The organism is Acuticoccus sp. (genome assembly GCF_965213555.1).
Lineage (GTDB): Bacteria > Pseudomonadota > Alphaproteobacteria > Rhizobiales > Amorphaceae > Acuticoccus.
Window position 1 is genome coordinate 2,944,569 of sequence record NZ_OZ243890.1, and the last position, 15,362, is coordinate 2,959,930.

Here is a 15,362-nt window from a genome sequence, read left to right on the forward strand (position 1 = left end):
CGGCTCGGCCGGACGCTGCCTCAGTAGCAGGGGACGGGTTCACCATAGGGGTTCACACAGCGCTCGGGGGGGGCGGTCGCCGCGCCGACCGCGGCACCGGTGGCCGCGCCGAGCCCGGCCCCGAGGAGCGCGCCGCCGGTGCTCGCCCCAGTGGCCGCCGCGACGGTGGCGCCGCCGGCAGCGCCGAGCGCACCGCCCACGAGGGCGCGGTCCTGTTGGCTGTTCGAGTTGCAGCCTGCCAGCCCAGCAGCCAGTGCCGCAGCAAGAAGGATCCTTCGCATGACGTGCTCCATCATTCCGCGGCGAGGGACACACCGCGGGCGAACCGAATACACCGTTTGGGGATGAATGCATCATGAAGAGCTTGGTTCAAGCTTGCGGCGGTGCGGCTGCCCTCATGGTGCAAGGGACGGGCTCGGACGTCGGCAAGTCCCTGCTCGTGGCCGGGCTGTGCCGCCACCTCGCGCGCCAAGGCCTCGCGGTCGCCCCGTTCAAGCCGCAGAACATGTCCAACAACGCCGCGGCGACCCCCGACGGCGGCGAGATCGGCCGCGCCCAGATGCTCCAGGCCCGGGCGGCGCGCCGCGTGCCCAGCGTCGACCTCAACCCCGTGCTCCTGAAGCCACAGTCGGAGACCGGGGCCCAGGTCGTGGTCCACGGCCGCGCGCTGCAGCAGCGCCTCGGCGCGGGACTACGCCGCGCTGAGGTCGTCGCTGATGGGCCCGGTGCGCGAAAGCTTCGCACGGCTCAGCCGCGCCGCCGACATCATCGTGGTGGAGGGGGCAGGCAGCCCCGCCGAGGTCAACCTGCGCGCCGGCGACATCGCCAACATGGGGTTCGCCCGTGCGGAGGACGTGCCCGTCGTGCTCGTCGCCGACATCTCCCGCGGCGGGGTGATCGCGAACCTCGTCGGCACCGCCGCGGTCCTCGATCCGGCCGACCGCGCGCAGGTGGCCGGGTACATCATCAACAAGTTTCGCGGCGACGCCTCGCTGTTCGACGGCGGCCTCGCCGAGATCACCGCGCGCACCAGGTGGCGCAGCCTCGGCGTGGTCCCCTGGTTCGATGAGGCCCATCGCCTGCCCGCGGAGGACACCCTGGGGCTGCCGGCGGACGCGGCGGGCGGCGGGCTCGCCGTCGTCATGCCGCGCCTGCCCCACATCGCGAACTTCGACGACGCCGATCCGCTGCGGCTCGAGCCCGGCGTCTCGGTCACGCTCGCGCCGCTCCATCGGCCGATGCCGGCGGCGGACGTCGTCCTCCTGCCGGGGTCGAAGGCGACCGTGGCAGACGCGCGTGCGCTGCGCGCAGCCGGCTGGCACATCGACCTCGAGGCGCACGTGCGACGTGGCGGGCGCATCGTCGGCCTGTGCGGCGGCTACCAGCTGCTCGGCCGCACCATCACCGATCCCGCGGGCTACGAGGGAGCGGCCGGGACGACGGCCGGGCTCGGCCTGCTCGACGTCGCCACCGAGCTCGTTGCCCCCAAGGTGACGCAGCAGAGCGAGGGTGTCTCGCTGCTCCCTGGGACCTGCGGCGTCGCGGTGTCAGGCTACCGCATCCACATGGGGCGGACCGAGGGTCCCGACCGCGCCCGCCCGGTCGTGCGCCTCGCCGAGGGCGAGGACGGGGCACGCTCCGCCGACGGCCGGGTCCTGGGGACGTACCTGCACGGCCTCTTCGCCGGCGACGCGTTCCGCCGCGGCTTCCTCGGCGCGCTCGGCGTCGCCTCCTCGCTCGCCTACGAGGCGCAGGTGGAGGCGACGCTCGACGCGCTGGCCGATCACGTGGCGGCGGCGGTCGACGTCGACGCGCTGCTCGCCATCGCTCAAAGGAGGGCAAGGCCGGCGTAGATCGCGAGCTGCGCGATGCCGACGTCCCGCGAGGCGCGGAGCCCGCGGCGGATGTCGGTGCGACGGGGCGGACGCCCGGCGGGGTTCAGCCAAACGCCGCCCACCTCGCGCGCGCCGTACCGTCGTGGGCCGCCCAGCGCCACGCCGAGGGCAGCGGCGAGGGCGGCCTCGGGCCATCCGGCGTTGGGCGAGGCATGCCGGCGCGCGCCGTCGCGCACGGTCGCGTGCGTGGGTGGCGACGGCGGGGCGCACCAGCGCGATGGCGAGCGCGGTGAGGCGCGCCGGCACGAGGTTCAAGCGCATCGTCGGCGCGTGCGGCCGCCCAGCCGAAGGCCTCGTGCCGTGGCGTGCGGTGGCCGATCATCGAGTCGGCGGTGCTCACCACCTTGTACGCGACGAGGCCCGGCAGGCCGCCGAGCGCGAACCAGAATGCCGGAGCGACGACCCCGTCCGACAGGTTCTCGCCAAGCGTCTCGAGCGCCGCGCGGGCGACCCCGGCCTCGTCGAGCGTCGCCGTGTCGCGCCCGACGATGCGGGCGACCGCCTCGCGTGCCTCGGCGGGGGTCCTTGCGCGCTCCACCGCCGCGACGTGGTCGTGCAGGCTGCGGTGCGCGAGGAGCGTCGAAGCAAGGGCCGCCTCGATGACGATGCCGGCAGGCAGGGCGCCCACGAGCCCGGCGACGAGCGCGGCGGGCACGGCGAAGGCCGTCGTTGCAAGGGCAAGCGCGACGACGCCGTCGCGCCGACGGCCGGCGTTGAGCGCGCCATCCAGCCGGTCGATGACCGCGCCCATCCAGGCGACGGGATGGCCCACCCTGGACCACAGGCGAGGCGGCTCGCCCGTGACGGCGTCGATGACGAGGGCCAGCGGCACCGCCTCCAGCGTCATCGCGCTGGGCTATCGTCTCGCTGCGCCGGCGCTGGCGAGTGCGCGCACGAGCTCGCCCAGCCGATGGCCGGGCAGTCCGACGCGCAGCCAACACGGCGTGTGGTCGAAGGCGCGCGTCCACACGCCCTCGGCCGCCAGCGCACCCTGCCAGACGGGTGCGTCGTCGACGGCAACGAGGCGGAAGAGGTCCGTCCCTCCTGCGACGGCCAGCCCAGCTGCCGCGAGCACGTCGTCCAGGCGCGCGCGCTCGGCGCGGAGGGTGAGCCGCATGGCTTGCGCCCAAGCCTCATCCTCCAGCGCCTGGACCCCAACAGCGATGGCGGGACCGCTCACGGCCCAGGGTCCGAGCGCGTCCCGGAGTGCGTCGACCACGGCCGTGGGGCCGACGGCGAAGCCCAGCCTCAGCCCGGGCAGGCCGAAGAACTTGCCGAAGCTTTTAAGGACGAGCGTGCGCGGCAGTTCGGCGGCGGTGGCTCCGGGGTCGAGGTCGCCGAACGCCTCGTCGACGACGAGCGCGACCTCCTCACAGGATCGGTGAACGAACGCGGCGAGCTCGTCCCGCGAAACCACCCTTCCGTCAGGGTTGTTCGGGTTGACGACGATGGCGAGCCCGTCCGGCGGCAGGCGGCTCGCCTCGCGCAGCGGGACGTGGCCGCTCCAGGCGGCCGCGTGCTCGCCGTAGGTCGGCCCCAGCACGGTGACGTGACGCGGGCGCAGGAGGCGGGGCAGCCAGGAGATGATCGCCTGCGTCCCCGGCGCGGCGACGAGGGCCACCTCGTCCGGCACGCGGTAGGCGCGGCGGGCAGCCTCGAGCAGGCGGTCGAGGTCGCGTTGCTGGGGCAGCCGCGTCAACGCGATGTCCGGGATGTGCGCGGGGTAGGGGTACGGGTTGATCCCGGTGGACAGGTCGAGCCACGGGCTCGCCGGCTCGCCGACCAGCCGAGCGGCGTCGGCAAGCTCGCCCCCGTGGGCCGAACGCGCCCCATACGCCCCGGTCTGCATGTCAGGCTCCCTAGCACAGCAGGCCGGATCGGCGCCATGGGTCGGGTCGTCGACCCGCCGGGAGGGGTCGCGCCGAAGGTTGGTGTGGCGGATCGTGCGGTCGACCACGCAGACCGCCGACGGGTCGCCACGCACGCTTGAAGGTTGGTCAGCGTGCCGCTGCGCCCCGGTGCGTGAGCGCGCCGGCTAGCCGAACCCAGCCGGCGCGGACGCCCTGGTCACACCGAGTAATACAGGTCGAACTCGACGGGGTGCGGCGTCTGCTCGTAGCGCTCGTTCTCCTCCATCTTGAGCGCGATGTAGGCGTCGATCTGGTCGTCGTCCATGACGCCGCCCGCCTTCAGGAAGTCGCGGTCGCCGCTCAACGTCTCCAGGGCCTCGCGCAGCGACCCGCACACGGTCGGGATGCCGGCGAGCTCCTCGGGTGGCAGGTCGTAGAGGTCCTTGTCCATGGGCTCGCCGGGGTGGGTGCGGTTGCGGATGCCGTCGAGCCCCGCCATCAGGAGCGCTGTGTAACAAAGGTACGGGTTGGCGCTGGGGTCGGGGAAGCGGATCTCGATGCGCTTGCCCTTGGGCGAGGACGCGATGGGGATCCGGCAGGACGCCGAGCGGTTGCGCGCCGAGTAGGCGAGCAGCACCGGCGCCTCGTAGCCCGGCACGAGGCGCTTGTAGGAGTTCGTCGTCGGGTTGGTGAAGGCGTTGATCGCACGCGCGTGCTTCAGGATGCCGCCAATGTAGAACAGGCACATCTCCGAGAGGTCGGCGTACATGTCGCCGGCGAACAGGGGCTGCCCGTCGTTCCAGATGGACTGGTGGACGTGCATACCGGTGCCGTTGTCGCCGAACACGGGCTTGGGCATGAACGTCGCCGTCTTGCCGTAGGCGTTGGCGACCTGGTGCACGACGTACTTGTAGATCTGCATCTTGTCGGCGATGCGGGTCAGCGTGTCGAACTTCAGCCCGAGCTCGTGCTGCGCGGCGCCGACCTCGTGGTGATGCTTCTCCACCGTGACGCCCATCTCGGTCATCACCGACAGCATCTCGGAGCGCATGTCCTGCGCCGAATCGATGGGCGGGACGGGGAAGTAGCCCCCCTTGGTGCGCGGGCGGTGGCCAAGGTTCCCCGTCTCGTAGTCCGTCGCCATGTTCGACGGCAGTTCGATGGAATCCAGCTGGAAGCCGGTGTCGTAGGGCTCGGCGGAGAAGCGCACGTCGTCGAACACGAAGAACTCGGCCTCGGGCCCCATCGTGATGGTGTCGCCGATGCCGGACGACTTGACGAACGCCTCGGCCTTCTTGGCGGTGGTGCGCGGGTCACGGTTGTACGCTTCGCCGGTGGACGGCTCGAGGATGTCGCAGAACACCGCCATCGTCGTCTGTGCGAAGAACGGGTCGATGTGCGCGGTCTCCGGGTCCGGCATCAGGATCATGTCGGACTCGTTGATCGCCTTCCAGCCGGCGATGGACGAGCCGTCGAACATCGTCCCGTCGGCGAAGATGTCCTCGTCGACGACGCCGACGTCCATGGTGACGTGCTGCATCTTGCCGCGAGGATCGGTGAAGCGCAGGTCGACGAACTTGACGTCCTTGTCCTTGATGTCTCGCAGTACTTCTTGCGCTGTGCTCATTGACCTTCGCTCTCTTGTCCTTGCAGTGCGGTTAGATGGCGTCCTCACCGGCCTCGCCGGTGCGGATGCGGATGGCGTCCTCGACGGGGAGGACGAAGATCTTGCCATCGCCGATCCGGCCGGTCTGGGCGGCGGTGCGGATGGCGTCGACGGCGGCCGGCATCAGGCTGTCGGGAACGATCAGCTCGATCTTCACCTTGGGGAGGAAGTCGACGACGTACTCGGCGCCGCGGTAGAGTTCGGTGTGGCCCTTCTGTCGGCCGAAGCCACGCGCCTCCATCACGGTGATGCCCTGCAGTCCGACCTCCTGCAACGCCTCCTTCACCTCGTCGAGCTTGAACGGCTTTATGATGGCTTCGATCTTCTTCATGGGTCCCCGTTGGGCCGGTGCGACGGCCGACGCGGTGCGGTGCGGTGATGGGGCTTGCACGGGCCGTGCCAGGATGCCGACCGCGCAAGTTGTCGACAAAGGTGGCAACTGCTGCCAGCCGAGGCAGGCGTTTTGCCCCTCCGTTGGGCAGGCTGCCCAATGAAGTGGCACGCGGTCGTCCTCGACGCCGAGCAGATCCACGCGCTCTACACCCCGCGCGCGATGGCCGAGGTGGACAAGGCGGCGGAGGCTTCCGGCACCTCCATCGCACGGCTGATGGAGCGAGCGGGCTTTGAGGTCGCGAACCGCGTGGCGGCGCTCCACCCGTTCGGCGTGCGGGTCGCCGTCCTCGCCGGCCCAGGCAACAACGGCGGGGACGCCTTCGTGGCAGCGCGGGTCCTCGCCGAGCGCGGCTACAAGGTGACGGTGGTCGACGCTGCGGGCGAGGCCCGACCCGGGCCCGCCGGCGACGCGAGGGCCGGCTGGCGCGGGCCGAGCGTGGCGCCGGATGCCGCCGAACCGCTCCTCGCCCGCGCCGACGTGATCCTCGACGGCCTCCTCGGCGGGGGACTGTCACGACCCCCTGCGGCGCCGCTGGATGCGCTGATCGCGGCGAGCAACGCCTCCCGTGCTGCAGTGCTCGCCATCGACCTGCCGAGCGGCGTCGACGGCGCCACCGGCGCCGTGCCCGGTGCGGCGGTCGTCGCGAACCGCACGCTGACCTTCGAGGCGGCCAAGCCCGGCCACCTGTTGGCGCCCGGCCGGCGTCACGCGGGGATGCTCGAGGTGGTGTCCATCGGCATGCCGGCCAAGGCGTTCCGGGGCGTCGCCGCCACCGCCGTGCTGAACGCGCCTCCGGCGTGGGACCTGTCGACGACGCCGCTGCTGGCGAGGGCCCGCCACAAGTACGATCGTGGCCACGCCGTCGTGGTGTCGGGGCCGATGGCGGCGACGGGGGCGGCTCGGCTCGCTGCCGCAGCGGCGCTGCGCGCGGGCGCGGGGCTCGTCACCGTGGCCTCGCCGTCCGACGCGCTGCTCGTCAACGCCTGTCACCTCACCACGGTGATGGTCCGCCGCGCCGACGGCGCCGAGGGGCTCGCCTTGCTCCTGAGCGATGCACGGCACAACGCCGTCGTCCTTGGGCCCGGCCTGCCGCCGGAGGGCGCGTCCGAACTCGTCCTTGCCGCGCTCGCCTCCCCGGCCCAGGTCGTGCTCGACGCGGGCGCGCTGACCGCGTTTGTCGCGCGCGCCGATGGCCTTGCCGAGGCGCTGCGGGGACGCGGTGCAGCGAGGGAGGCGGTGCTCACGCCGCACGAGGGTGAGTTCGCGCGCTCCGTGGACCTGTTGGTGCCGTCGCGGGAGGGGGCGGACAAGCTGTCCAAGGTGCGGGACGCCGCGGCGGCGCTGGGTGCCGTGATCCTCCTCAAGGGCGAGGACACGGTGATCGCCGAACCGGGGGGACGGGCGACGATCAACGCGAACGCCCCGCCGTGGCTCGCGACCGCCGGCACCGGCGACGTGCTCGCCGGGCTCGTGGGGGCGTTCCTCGCGCAGGGCTTCCTGCCCTACGACGCCGCGCGCGTCGCGGTGTGGCTGCACGGCGAGCTCGGCCAGCGCGCCGGGGCCGCGCTGATCGCCGACGACCTCATCGACGCCCTGAAGCCGGCGCGTGCGGAACTCGAGGCGGTCCTCGCGGCGAGGGCGGTTTGACGTCTCCCACCGGCGCCGCGTAGAGCCCGCTGCGGGCGGGTGTGGCGGAACTGGTAGACGCACTTGGTTTAGGTCCAAGCGCCGCAAGGCGTGGGGGTTCGAGTCCCTCCACCCGCACCATCTCCCTGGGCGCCGCCGGTCGTCCGGTCGCTCGCGGTCCCGCCCGGCCGTCCGCTTGGATGCCACAGGCGCAAGGCCATCCGACGTCGCGCGCCACCCTCGGTGCCGAGCGAGGCGTGGCATTGACTTCGCCATGCGCGAGCGCGACATGGAGCGCGTTCCCCCACAACCCATGCGCCTTGCCGAAAGTGTTTCGATGGAAGTGAGTGAAACCCGTGCCGACGGCCTCGCGCGCGAGCTGAAGGTGGTGGTCCCCGCCGCGACCCTCGACGAGCGACTGACGGCCTACCTCGACGACCTGCGTCAGAAGGTGCGTCTCAAGGGGTTCCGTCCCGGCAAGGTGCCGATGACGCATCTGCGCAAGATGTATGGCCGCTCGGCGATGGCCGAGGTGATCAACGACGTGCTGAGCGAGAGCGTCAAGGACGCCGTCGGCCAGCGCGACGAGAAGCCGGCGTTGCAGCCGGACGTCGACGTCGACGAGGCCTCGATGAAGGCGGTCATCGAGGGCAAGACCGACCTTGCGTTCGCCATCAAGTACGAGGTGCTGCCGCAGATCGAGGTGTCCGGCCTCGACACCATCACGATAGAGCGTCCCGTCCACGAGGCCAGCGCGGACGAGGTCGAGCGGGAGCTCGTCGGTCTGGCCGAGAACTACCGGGACTACGAGCCGGTGGAGCGCCCCGCCAAGGACGGCGACCGCCTGAAGATCGACTTCGTCGGCCGCATCGACGGCGAGGCCTTCGAGGGGGGCTTGGCCGAGGGGATCGACATCGTGATCGGCGCCGAACGGTTCATCCCGGGCTTCGAGGAGCAGCTTGCTGGCGCCTCGGCGGGGGAGGCGCGCCAGGTCACGGTGACCTTCCCACAGGACTACGGCGCGCAGCACCTCGCCGGGCGCGAGGCGGCCTTCGACGTCACCGTGCAGGAGGTCGCCGAGCCGAAGCTGAGCGAGGTCGACGACGCCTTCGCCCAGAAGCTCGGCATGGACGACCTCGAGGCGCTGCGCGGCGCCCTGCGCAACCAGGTCCAATCGACCTACGACCGCGCGAGCCGCGCCAAGGTGAAGCGTGCGCTCCTCGACGCGCTCGACGAGCGCTTCGCCTTCGAGGTGCCGCAGAAGCTTGTTGACACCGAGTTCGACACCATCTGGCGTCAGGTCGAGCGCGACATGGCCCAGGATGGAGCGGCGTTCGACGCCGAAGCCACCCCGGACGCCGAGGGCTCGGAGGCCAAGGCGCGCGCGGAGTATCGCGCGATCGCGTCGCGGCGCGTGCGGCTCGGCCTCCTCCTGTCGGAGGTTGGCGGGAAGGCCGAGGTGACCGTCAGCGACGAGGAGGTCCAGCGTGCGCTGCAGGAGCGCATGCGGCAGTTCCCGGGACAGGAGCGCGAGGTCGTCGAGTTCTACCGCAAGAACCCGCAGGCGGTGGCGAGCCTGCGCGCCCCGATCTACGAGGACAAGGTCGTCGACTACCTCCTCGAGCTCATCTCCGTGAACAACGTCGCCGTTTCGAAGGAGGAGCTCTTGAAGGGTGCCGAGGACAGCGACGACGCCGCGCACGACCATGGCCATCATCACGACCACGACCATTCCCACGATCATGACCACGACCACGGTCACTCCCACGACCATCCCCACGAGCACTAGGGACAGACGCCGTCCATGAGAGATCCCGTCGATTACGCGATGTCGACGCTCGTTCCGATGGTCGTCGAGCAGACGAACCGTGGCGAGCGCGCCTACGACATCTTCTCCCGCCTGTTGTCGGAGCGGATCATCTTCATCACGGGTCCCATCGAGGACACGGTGGCGACGCTGGTGAGCGCGCAGCTGCTCTACCTCGAGGCGGACAACCCGAACAAGGAGATCTCGCTCTACATCAACTCGCCAGGGGGGATCGTCACGTCCGGGCTCGCGATCTACGACACCATGCAGTTCGTGCGGCCGACCATCTCCACCTTGTGCATCGGTCAGTCCGCGTCCATGGGCGCGATGCTCCTCGCGGCAGGGGAGAAGGACATGCGGTTCTCGCTGCCGAACGCACGCATCATGGTGCACCAACCGTCCGGTGGGTTCCGCGGCACGGCGGCCGACATCAACCTCCAGGCCCAGGAGATCCTGGCGCTCAAGCGCCGGCTCAACGAGATCTATCGCAAGCACACCGGGCAGGCGCTCGACGTCATCGAGCGCACCTTGGAGCGCGACTACTACATGACGCCGGACGTCGCGCGCGAGTTCGGGATCATCGATCGCGTCATCGAAAGCCGGGCGGCGCTCGATGCCTGATCGCCGCGCCCGACGCTCGACGGAGATCAACCTCAGGGTGAGATTGCAGAAGCCCTTCGCGCAGGCTAGCAGTTAGTTCGCGCGGACGGTTCGCCGCAGCACGGCGGGGCCGGTCTGCAACAGCCAGATGCAATAGTGTTGACGGCGGGGTGAGGGCGTTGACGAGCGGGGACCGGCATTTGCATCGCCGACGGCCCCGTCCCAATATGGTGGTGCGTGGTGAGCGGTGGTCGCTGGCGTGCCGCTCTGCTGATGCGAGCCGCCGGTCTTGGTGCCAGGTGGGCTCGGCTTGGCGGGATCGCCGGGTGTGACGAAGGGGTGAGTTGATGAGCAAGGCGACCAGCGGCGACGGCAAGAACACGCTGTACTGCTCGTTCTGCGGCAAGAGCCAGCACGAGGTGCGCAAGCTCATCGCCGGACCGACGGTGTTCATCTGCGATGAGTGCGTCGAGCTGTGCATGGACATCATCCGCGAGGAGAACAAGTCCTCGTTGGTCAAGGCGCGCGACGGCATCCCGACGCCGCTCGAGATCCGCAAGGTCCTCGACGACTACGTCATCGGACAGAAGGAAGCCAAGAAGGTCCTGTCCGTCGCCGTGCACAACCACTACAAGCGGTTGAGCCACGCGTCCAAGCAGAACGACGTGGAGCTCGCCAAGTCGAACATCCTCCTCATCGGTCCGACGGGTTGCGGCAAGACGCTGCTAGCGCAGACGCTGGCGCGCATCCTCGACGTGCCGTTCACCATGGCCGACGCGACGACGCTCACGGAGGCGGGATACGTCGGCGAGGACGTCGAGAACATCATCCTGAAGCTGCTGCAGGCGGCGGACTACAACGTCGAGCGGGCGCAGCGCGGCATCGTCTACATCGACGAGGTCGACAAGATCTCCCGCAAGTCCGACAACCCGTCCATCACCCGCGACGTCTCCGGTGAGGGGGTTCAGCAGGCGCTGTTGAAGATCATGGAGGGCACCGTCGCCTCCGTGCCGCCGCAGGGTGGGCGCAAGCACCCGCAACAGGAGTTCCTGCAGGTCGACACCACGAACATCCTGTTCATCTGCGGTGGTGCGTTCGCGGGGCTCGAGAAGATCATCTCCGACCGCGGCCGCGGCACCTCCATCGGGTTCAACGCGCAGGTGTTCGCGCCGGAGGACCGCCGCACCGGCGAGCTGTTCCGCGAGGTCGAGCCCGAGGACCTGTTGAAGTTCGGCCTGATCCCGGAGTTCGTCGGCCGCCTGCCGGTGCTTGCCACGCTCGAGGACCTCGACGAGCCGGCGCTGGTGCAGATCCTGTCGGAGCCGAAGAACGCGCTCGTTAAGCAGTACCAGCGGCTGTTCGAGATGGAGGGGGTCGAGCTCACCTTCCATGCCGACGCGATGAATGCGATCGCGCGCAAGGCCATCGATCGCAAGACCGGCGCGCGCGGGTTGCGTTCGATCCTAGAGGCCATCCTGCTCGACACCATGTACGAGCTGCCTGGCCTCGATGGCGTGCGCGAGGTCGTGATCTCCGACGAGGTGATCGGGGGCACCGCGCGGCCGCTCTACATCTACGACGACCGCGTGTCGGAGCCCTCGCGCACCTCCGCCTGATGCAGCCGCCCAGCGGCGGCCGTGCGATGCGCGTCCGAGCGCGCCCGGCGTGTGCTGCGAGCGTGGCGGGTGAAACGAGGCTTGCCCGCCATCGGCTGCGCGCCGCCTGGAGCTGCAGGATGGACAGCCTCGCCCCATGGACGACTGGCACGGTGACGATGCCGAGCACCTCGCTGGCGTCGCGCCGTTGCCCCAGTATCGCCACAAACCTTGAAGTCGCGGGGTCCCAGCGCCACCTCGACCCTCACGGATGCGAATGGCCGCATCCCCTCATCCCCTCGCTGCCCCACCTGACGTTGCCGTGGGTAGCCGTCGCCGATGGGCGACCGGGCAGCGGCCATGGCTCGACTCGTGCATGATGTGGCGAGCCGGAGCCAAGCTGAAAGGACAGTTCATGGCCAAGTCGGACGACAATCGCGACGCCCTCCGGCAGGCAGGCGGGGCTGACGCCGGCACGTTTCCGGTGCTGCCCCTGCGGGACATCGTCGTATTCCCCCACATGGTGGTTCCACTGTTCGTCGGCCGAGAGAAGTCCATCCGCGCGCTCGAGGAGGTGATGCGCGCGGACAACCAGATCCTGCTCGTCACCCAGCGCGAGGCCGGCGACGACGATCCCAAGCCCGAGCGGCTGTTCTCCATCGGCACGCTCGCCACCGTGCTGCAGCTCCTGAAGCTGCCTGACGGCACCGTCAAGGTCCTCGTCGAGGGCACGACGCGGGCGCAGATCACCCAGTTCACGGAACGGGAGGAGTACTTCGAGGCCGAGGTCGATGAGGTCCGCCAGCCCGACTACGACGAGACCGAGGCGCAGGCGCTGTCGCGCTCGGTGGTGTCGGAGTTTGAGAACTACGTCAAGCTGAACAAGAAGATCTCACCTGAGGTGATCTCCGCGGTCAGCCAGATCGAGGATTTCGCCAAGCTCGCCGACACGGTGGCCTCCCACCTCGTCGTCAAGATCCCGGTCAAGCAGGAGATCCTCGGCACCGCCTCGGTCATCGAGCGGTTCGAGAAGGTGCTCGGCATCATGAACGGCGAGATCTCCGTCCTGCAGGTGGAGAAGCGCATCCGCTCGCGCGTGAAGCGCCAGATGGAGAAGACCCAGCGCGAGTACTACCTCAACGAGCAGATGCGGGCGATCCAGAAGGAGCTCGGCGACGGCGAGGACGGCAAGGACGAGCTCGCCGAGATCGAGGAGCGCATCAAGACCACCAAGCTCTCCAAGGAGGCGCGGGAGAAGGCGGAGGGGGAGCTCAAGAAGCTGCGCCAGATGAGCCCCATGTCCGCCGAGGCGACGGTGGTGCGCAACTACCTCGACTGGATCCTGTCGATCCCGTGGAAGAAGCCCTCGAAGGTGCGCAACGACCTCGACCACGCCGAGCAGGTGCTCGACGTCGACCACTTTGGCCTCGACAAGGTCAAGGAGCGCATCCTCGAGTACCTCGCGGTGCAGGCCCGCGCCAACAAGCTGAAGGGTCCGATCCTGTGCCTCGTCGGGCCGCCGGGCGTCGGCAAGACCAGCCTCGCCAAGTCCATCGCGAAGGCCACGGGGCGCGAGTTCGTGCGCATCTCGCTGGGCGGGGTGCGCGACGAGGCGGAGATCCGCGGCCACCGGCGCACCTACATCGGCTCGCTGCCGGGCAAGATCATCCAGTCCATGAAGAAGGCGAAGCGGTCCAACCCGCTCTTCCTTCTGGACGAGATCGACAAGATGGGGATGGACTTCCGCGGCGACCCGTCTTCGGCGCTCCTCGAGGTGCTCGATCCCGAGCAGAATTCGACGTTCATGGACCATTACCTCGAGGTCGAGTACGACCTGTCGAACGTCATGTTCGTGACCACGGCGAACACGCTCAACATCCCGGCGCCGCTGATGGACCGGATGGAGATCATCCGCATCGCCGGCTACACCGAGGATGAGAAGGTCGAGATCGCCCGTCGCCACCTCATCTCAAAGTCCGAGGCGGACCACGGGCTGAAGGGGGGCGAGTTCGCCATCGAGGACGAGGCGCTGCGCACCCTGATCCGGCGCTACACGCGCGAGTCGGGCGTGCGCAACCTAGAGCGTGAGATCGCGACGCTCGCCCGCAAGGCGGTGAAGGAGATCCTGACCTCCAAGGGTGAGACGACGGCCATCCTGGTCGACGCCGATAAGCTCGAGGCCTACCTCGGCGCGCCGAAGTTCCGCTACGGTCAGGCCGAGATGGAGGATCAGGTCGGCGTCGCCACCGGCCTTGCATGGACCGAGGTCGGCGGCGAGCTCCTGACCATCGAGGGTCTCATGATGCCCGGCAAGGGCAAGATGACGGTCACCGGCAACCTGCGTGACGTGATGAAGGAGTCGATCTCGGCCGCTGCGTCGTACGTGCGCTCGCGGGCGCTCGACATCGGGGTCGAGCCTCCGATGTTCGACCGTCGGGACATCCACGTGCACGTGCCGGAGGGGGCGACGCCGAAGGACGGGCCGTCGGCGGGCATCGCCATGGCGACGGCGGTGGTCTCGGTGCTCACCGGCATTCCCGTGCGTCGCGATGTGGCGATGACCGGCGAGATCACCCTGCGCGGCCGGGTGCTGCCCATCGGCGGGCTGAAGGAGAAGCTGCTCGCCGCCCTGCGCGGGGGAATCACCACCGTCCTCATCCCCGAGGAGAACGCGAAGGACCTCGCGGACATCCCGGACAACGTGAAGAACGAGGTCGACATCGTCCCCGTCTCGCGGATGGACGACGTGTTGAAGCGGGCGCTGGTCCGCATGCCGGAGGCGGTCGAGTGGACCGAGCCGGCCTACCGCCCCGCCGACGCCCCGACGGCTGCCGGAGCCGAGGAGGACGAGGCGACGTTCCGCGCTCACTGACGATCCTGCACGCCGAGCGCTTGAACGAGGGGAGGCGGGTCTGCGGGCCCGCCTCCCCTCGGCCTCGGCTGTACGCGCGTCGAGCTCGCGTCGTCACGCGCGGTCCGGCGACGTGGCGGGCACCCTAGGCCGAGGATCCGTCAGCACGATCCGTCAAGGCGGATCGGATCCCGCGATCTCCCAAGGGAGATCGACGACATGAGCCGCGGGCACTTCTGGCTGAGCGAGGTGAGTGCGAGCGCCTCGCTCCGCTCCTGGCGACTGACAAGCGAGGAAAGTTTCGCGTCGAGGGTCGCCAGGTCATCGGCGGGGCCGTCCCCGTCCTGAGGTCGGGCTGCCGGTGGAAGGATCGGCGTGAAACCTACGGCGCTGACGAGACGCTCTGCAACCGCGTCGTCCGTTGGGCGGCGAGGGGCGTGGCAGTCCATGTTCTCCGCGCTCCGGCCGCGGCTCGCGGACCGCCCTCGGCGAGCCTGATCGGTACGTCGGCCGTGAAACCGCGCCGCCGGCGGCACGGGGGGAGCGGGGCCAGGCGATCGGCTGGTCGCGCGGCGGGTGCACGACCAAGCTCCTCGCCCTCACCGATGGCCTCGGTAAGCCAGTCGCCCTTCACCCGACCGGCGGGCAAGAGGCCGACTGCAGGGCAGCCGAAGCTCCTGAGCGCCGTGCCGGCCTGCCGGGTCGTCCGCGCCGACACAGCCTGCGACACCAATGCGATCCACCGGGCTGTCGCGGCGCGCTGGCGAACATCCCGCCGACGTCCAAGGCGCGCTGGAGGGGCTGCTTCTCGCCCTTCCTCTCCCGCGACCCAAACGCCATCGAGCGCGTGTTCGGCCCGCCTCGCAGGCTTCCGCCGTGTCGCGCCCCGCTACGACCGGCGGGCGGCCGACGTCCTCGCCCGTCGTCCGTCTCGCCGCAACCGTCGGCTCCTGGATATGAGTCCCGGCCCCCGTACGGTGTTCCCACAACTTCGGATTGCTTGACGCGCGCGAGGTCCATCGCGCCGGGTTTGCGGCGCGCTGCTCCCCTCGGCGCCCATGTTTGGCGAAATCGTAAC

The 15,362-nt window shown here is 69.9% G+C and carries 10 protein-coding genes, 1 tRNA gene and 3 pseudogenes; 8 read left to right on the top strand and 6 right to left on the bottom strand.

Going from position 1 to position 15,362, the window contains the following annotated elements; genetic code table 11:
* Window positions 1-20: 20 nt before the first annotated feature.
* Window positions 21-281 (bottom strand): lipoprotein, encoded by a 261-nt coding sequence (locus tag ACOOE8_RS13950; protein ID WP_420392051.1) that lies wholly within the window; start codon window positions 279-281, stop codon window positions 21-23.
* A gap of 74 nt (window positions 282-355) precedes the next feature.
* Between ACOOE8_RS13950 and ACOOE8_RS13955 the strand changes: the two are divergent.
* Window positions 356-1,853, top strand: a pseudogene (locus ACOOE8_RS13955) (cobyric acid synthase).
* On the opposite strand, the gene ACOOE8_RS13960 reads toward ACOOE8_RS13955, so the two are convergent.
* The 5 genes and pseudogenes from ACOOE8_RS13960 to ACOOE8_RS13980 form a co-directional block, all read right to left on the bottom strand.
* Window positions 1,829-2,071: a cobalamin biosynthesis protein gene (locus ACOOE8_RS13960; protein WP_420392052.1), complete on the bottom strand. Its 243-nt coding sequence runs from the start codon at window positions 2,069-2,071 to the stop codon at window positions 1,829-1,831. The pseudogene ACOOE8_RS13955 and the gene ACOOE8_RS13960 overlap by 25 nt on opposite strands.
* 137 nt (window positions 2,072-2,208) lie before the next feature.
* Window positions 2,209-2,742 (bottom strand): annotated as a pseudogene (locus ACOOE8_RS13965) (cobalamin biosynthesis protein); the annotation flags it as partial.
* Between the two features lie 9 nt (window positions 2,743-2,751).
* A complete protein-coding gene (gene cobD, locus ACOOE8_RS13970) occupies window positions 2,752-3,744 on the bottom strand; it encodes a threonine-phosphate decarboxylase CobD (RefSeq protein ID WP_420392053.1) in 993 nt (330 codons plus the stop codon).
* 218 nt (window positions 3,745-3,962) lie between these two features.
* A complete protein-coding gene (glnA, locus tag ACOOE8_RS13975; RefSeq protein WP_420392054.1) occupies window positions 3,963-5,372 on the bottom strand; it encodes a type I glutamate--ammonia ligase in 1,410 nt (469 codons plus the stop codon).
* A 31-nt stretch (window positions 5,373-5,403) separates the two neighbouring features.
* Window positions 5,404-5,742, bottom strand: coding sequence for a P-II family nitrogen regulator (locus tag ACOOE8_RS13980; protein ID WP_420392055.1), 339 nt, complete (start codon window positions 5,740-5,742; stop codon window positions 5,404-5,406).
* Between the two features lie 159 nt (window positions 5,743-5,901).
* Between ACOOE8_RS13980 and ACOOE8_RS13985 the strand changes: the two genes are divergently transcribed.
* From ACOOE8_RS13985 to ACOOE8_RS14015, 7 genes and pseudogenes are all read left to right on the top strand, one after another.
* Entirely contained in the window at window positions 5,902-7,452 is a 1,551-nt protein-coding gene (locus ACOOE8_RS13985; RefSeq protein ID WP_420392056.1) for an NAD(P)H-hydrate dehydratase, read from the top strand.
* Window positions 7,453-7,487: 35 nt separating this feature from the next.
* A tRNA-Leu gene (locus tag ACOOE8_RS13990) sits at window positions 7,488-7,572 on the top strand.
* Between the two features lie 196 nt (window positions 7,573-7,768).
* Window positions 7,769-9,220, top strand: a complete 1,452-nt coding sequence (tig, locus tag ACOOE8_RS13995; protein WP_420392057.1) for a trigger factor — start codon at window positions 7,769-7,771, stop codon at window positions 9,218-9,220.
* Window positions 9,221-9,235: 15 nt separating this feature from the next.
* Entirely contained in the window at window positions 9,236-9,859 is a 624-nt protein-coding gene (locus ACOOE8_RS14000; protein WP_420392058.1) for an ATP-dependent Clp protease proteolytic subunit, read from the top strand.
* 326 nt (window positions 9,860-10,185) lie between these two features.
* On the top strand, window positions 10,186-11,454 hold the full coding sequence (gene clpX / locus ACOOE8_RS14005) for an ATP-dependent Clp protease ATP-binding subunit ClpX (RefSeq protein WP_420392059.1): 1,269 nt from the start codon (window positions 10,186-10,188) through the stop codon (window positions 11,452-11,454).
* Window positions 11,455-11,848: 394 nt separating this feature from the next.
* Window positions 11,849-14,305 carry an endopeptidase La gene (gene lon / locus ACOOE8_RS14010; protein ID WP_420392060.1) on the top strand — a complete coding sequence of 819 codons (2,457 nt, stop codon included), beginning with the start codon at window positions 11,849-11,851 and terminating at the stop codon, window positions 14,303-14,305.
* A gap of 198 nt (window positions 14,306-14,503) precedes the next feature.
* Window positions 14,504-15,244: pseudogene (locus ACOOE8_RS14015) on the top strand (IS5 family transposase).
* The last annotated feature ends 118 nt before the right edge of the window (window positions 15,245-15,362 follow it).

Bases quoted from the DNA above. Each gene is read 5' to 3' on its own strand.
- tig (WP_420392057.1), top strand. From the start codon at position 7,769: ATGGAAGTGAGTGAAACCCGTGCCGACGGCCTCGCGCGCGAGCTGAAG.
- cobD (WP_420392053.1), bottom strand. From the start codon at position 3,744: ATGCAGACCGGGGCGTATGGGGCGCGTTCGGCCCACGGGGGCGAGCTT.
- ACOOE8_RS13950 (WP_420392051.1), bottom strand. From the start codon at position 281: ATGCGAAGGATCCTTCTTGCTGCGGCACTGGCTGCTGGGCTGGCAGGC.
- ACOOE8_RS13985 (WP_420392056.1), top strand. From the start codon at position 5,902: ATGAAGTGGCACGCGGTCGTCCTCGACGCCGAGCAGATCCACGCGCTC.
- ACOOE8_RS13980 (WP_420392055.1), bottom strand. From the start codon at position 5,742: ATGAAGAAGATCGAAGCCATCATAAAGCCGTTCAAGCTCGACGAGGTG.
- ACOOE8_RS14000 (WP_420392058.1), top strand. From the start codon at position 9,236: ATGAGAGATCCCGTCGATTACGCGATGTCGACGCTCGTTCCGATGGTC.
- glnA (WP_420392054.1), bottom strand. From the start codon at position 5,372: ATGAGCACAGCGCAAGAAGTACTGCGAGACATCAAGGACAAGGACGTC.
- lon (WP_420392060.1), top strand. From the start codon at position 11,849: ATGGCCAAGTCGGACGACAATCGCGACGCCCTCCGGCAGGCAGGCGGG.
- clpX (WP_420392059.1), top strand. From the start codon at position 10,186: ATGAGCAAGGCGACCAGCGGCGACGGCAAGAACACGCTGTACTGCTCG.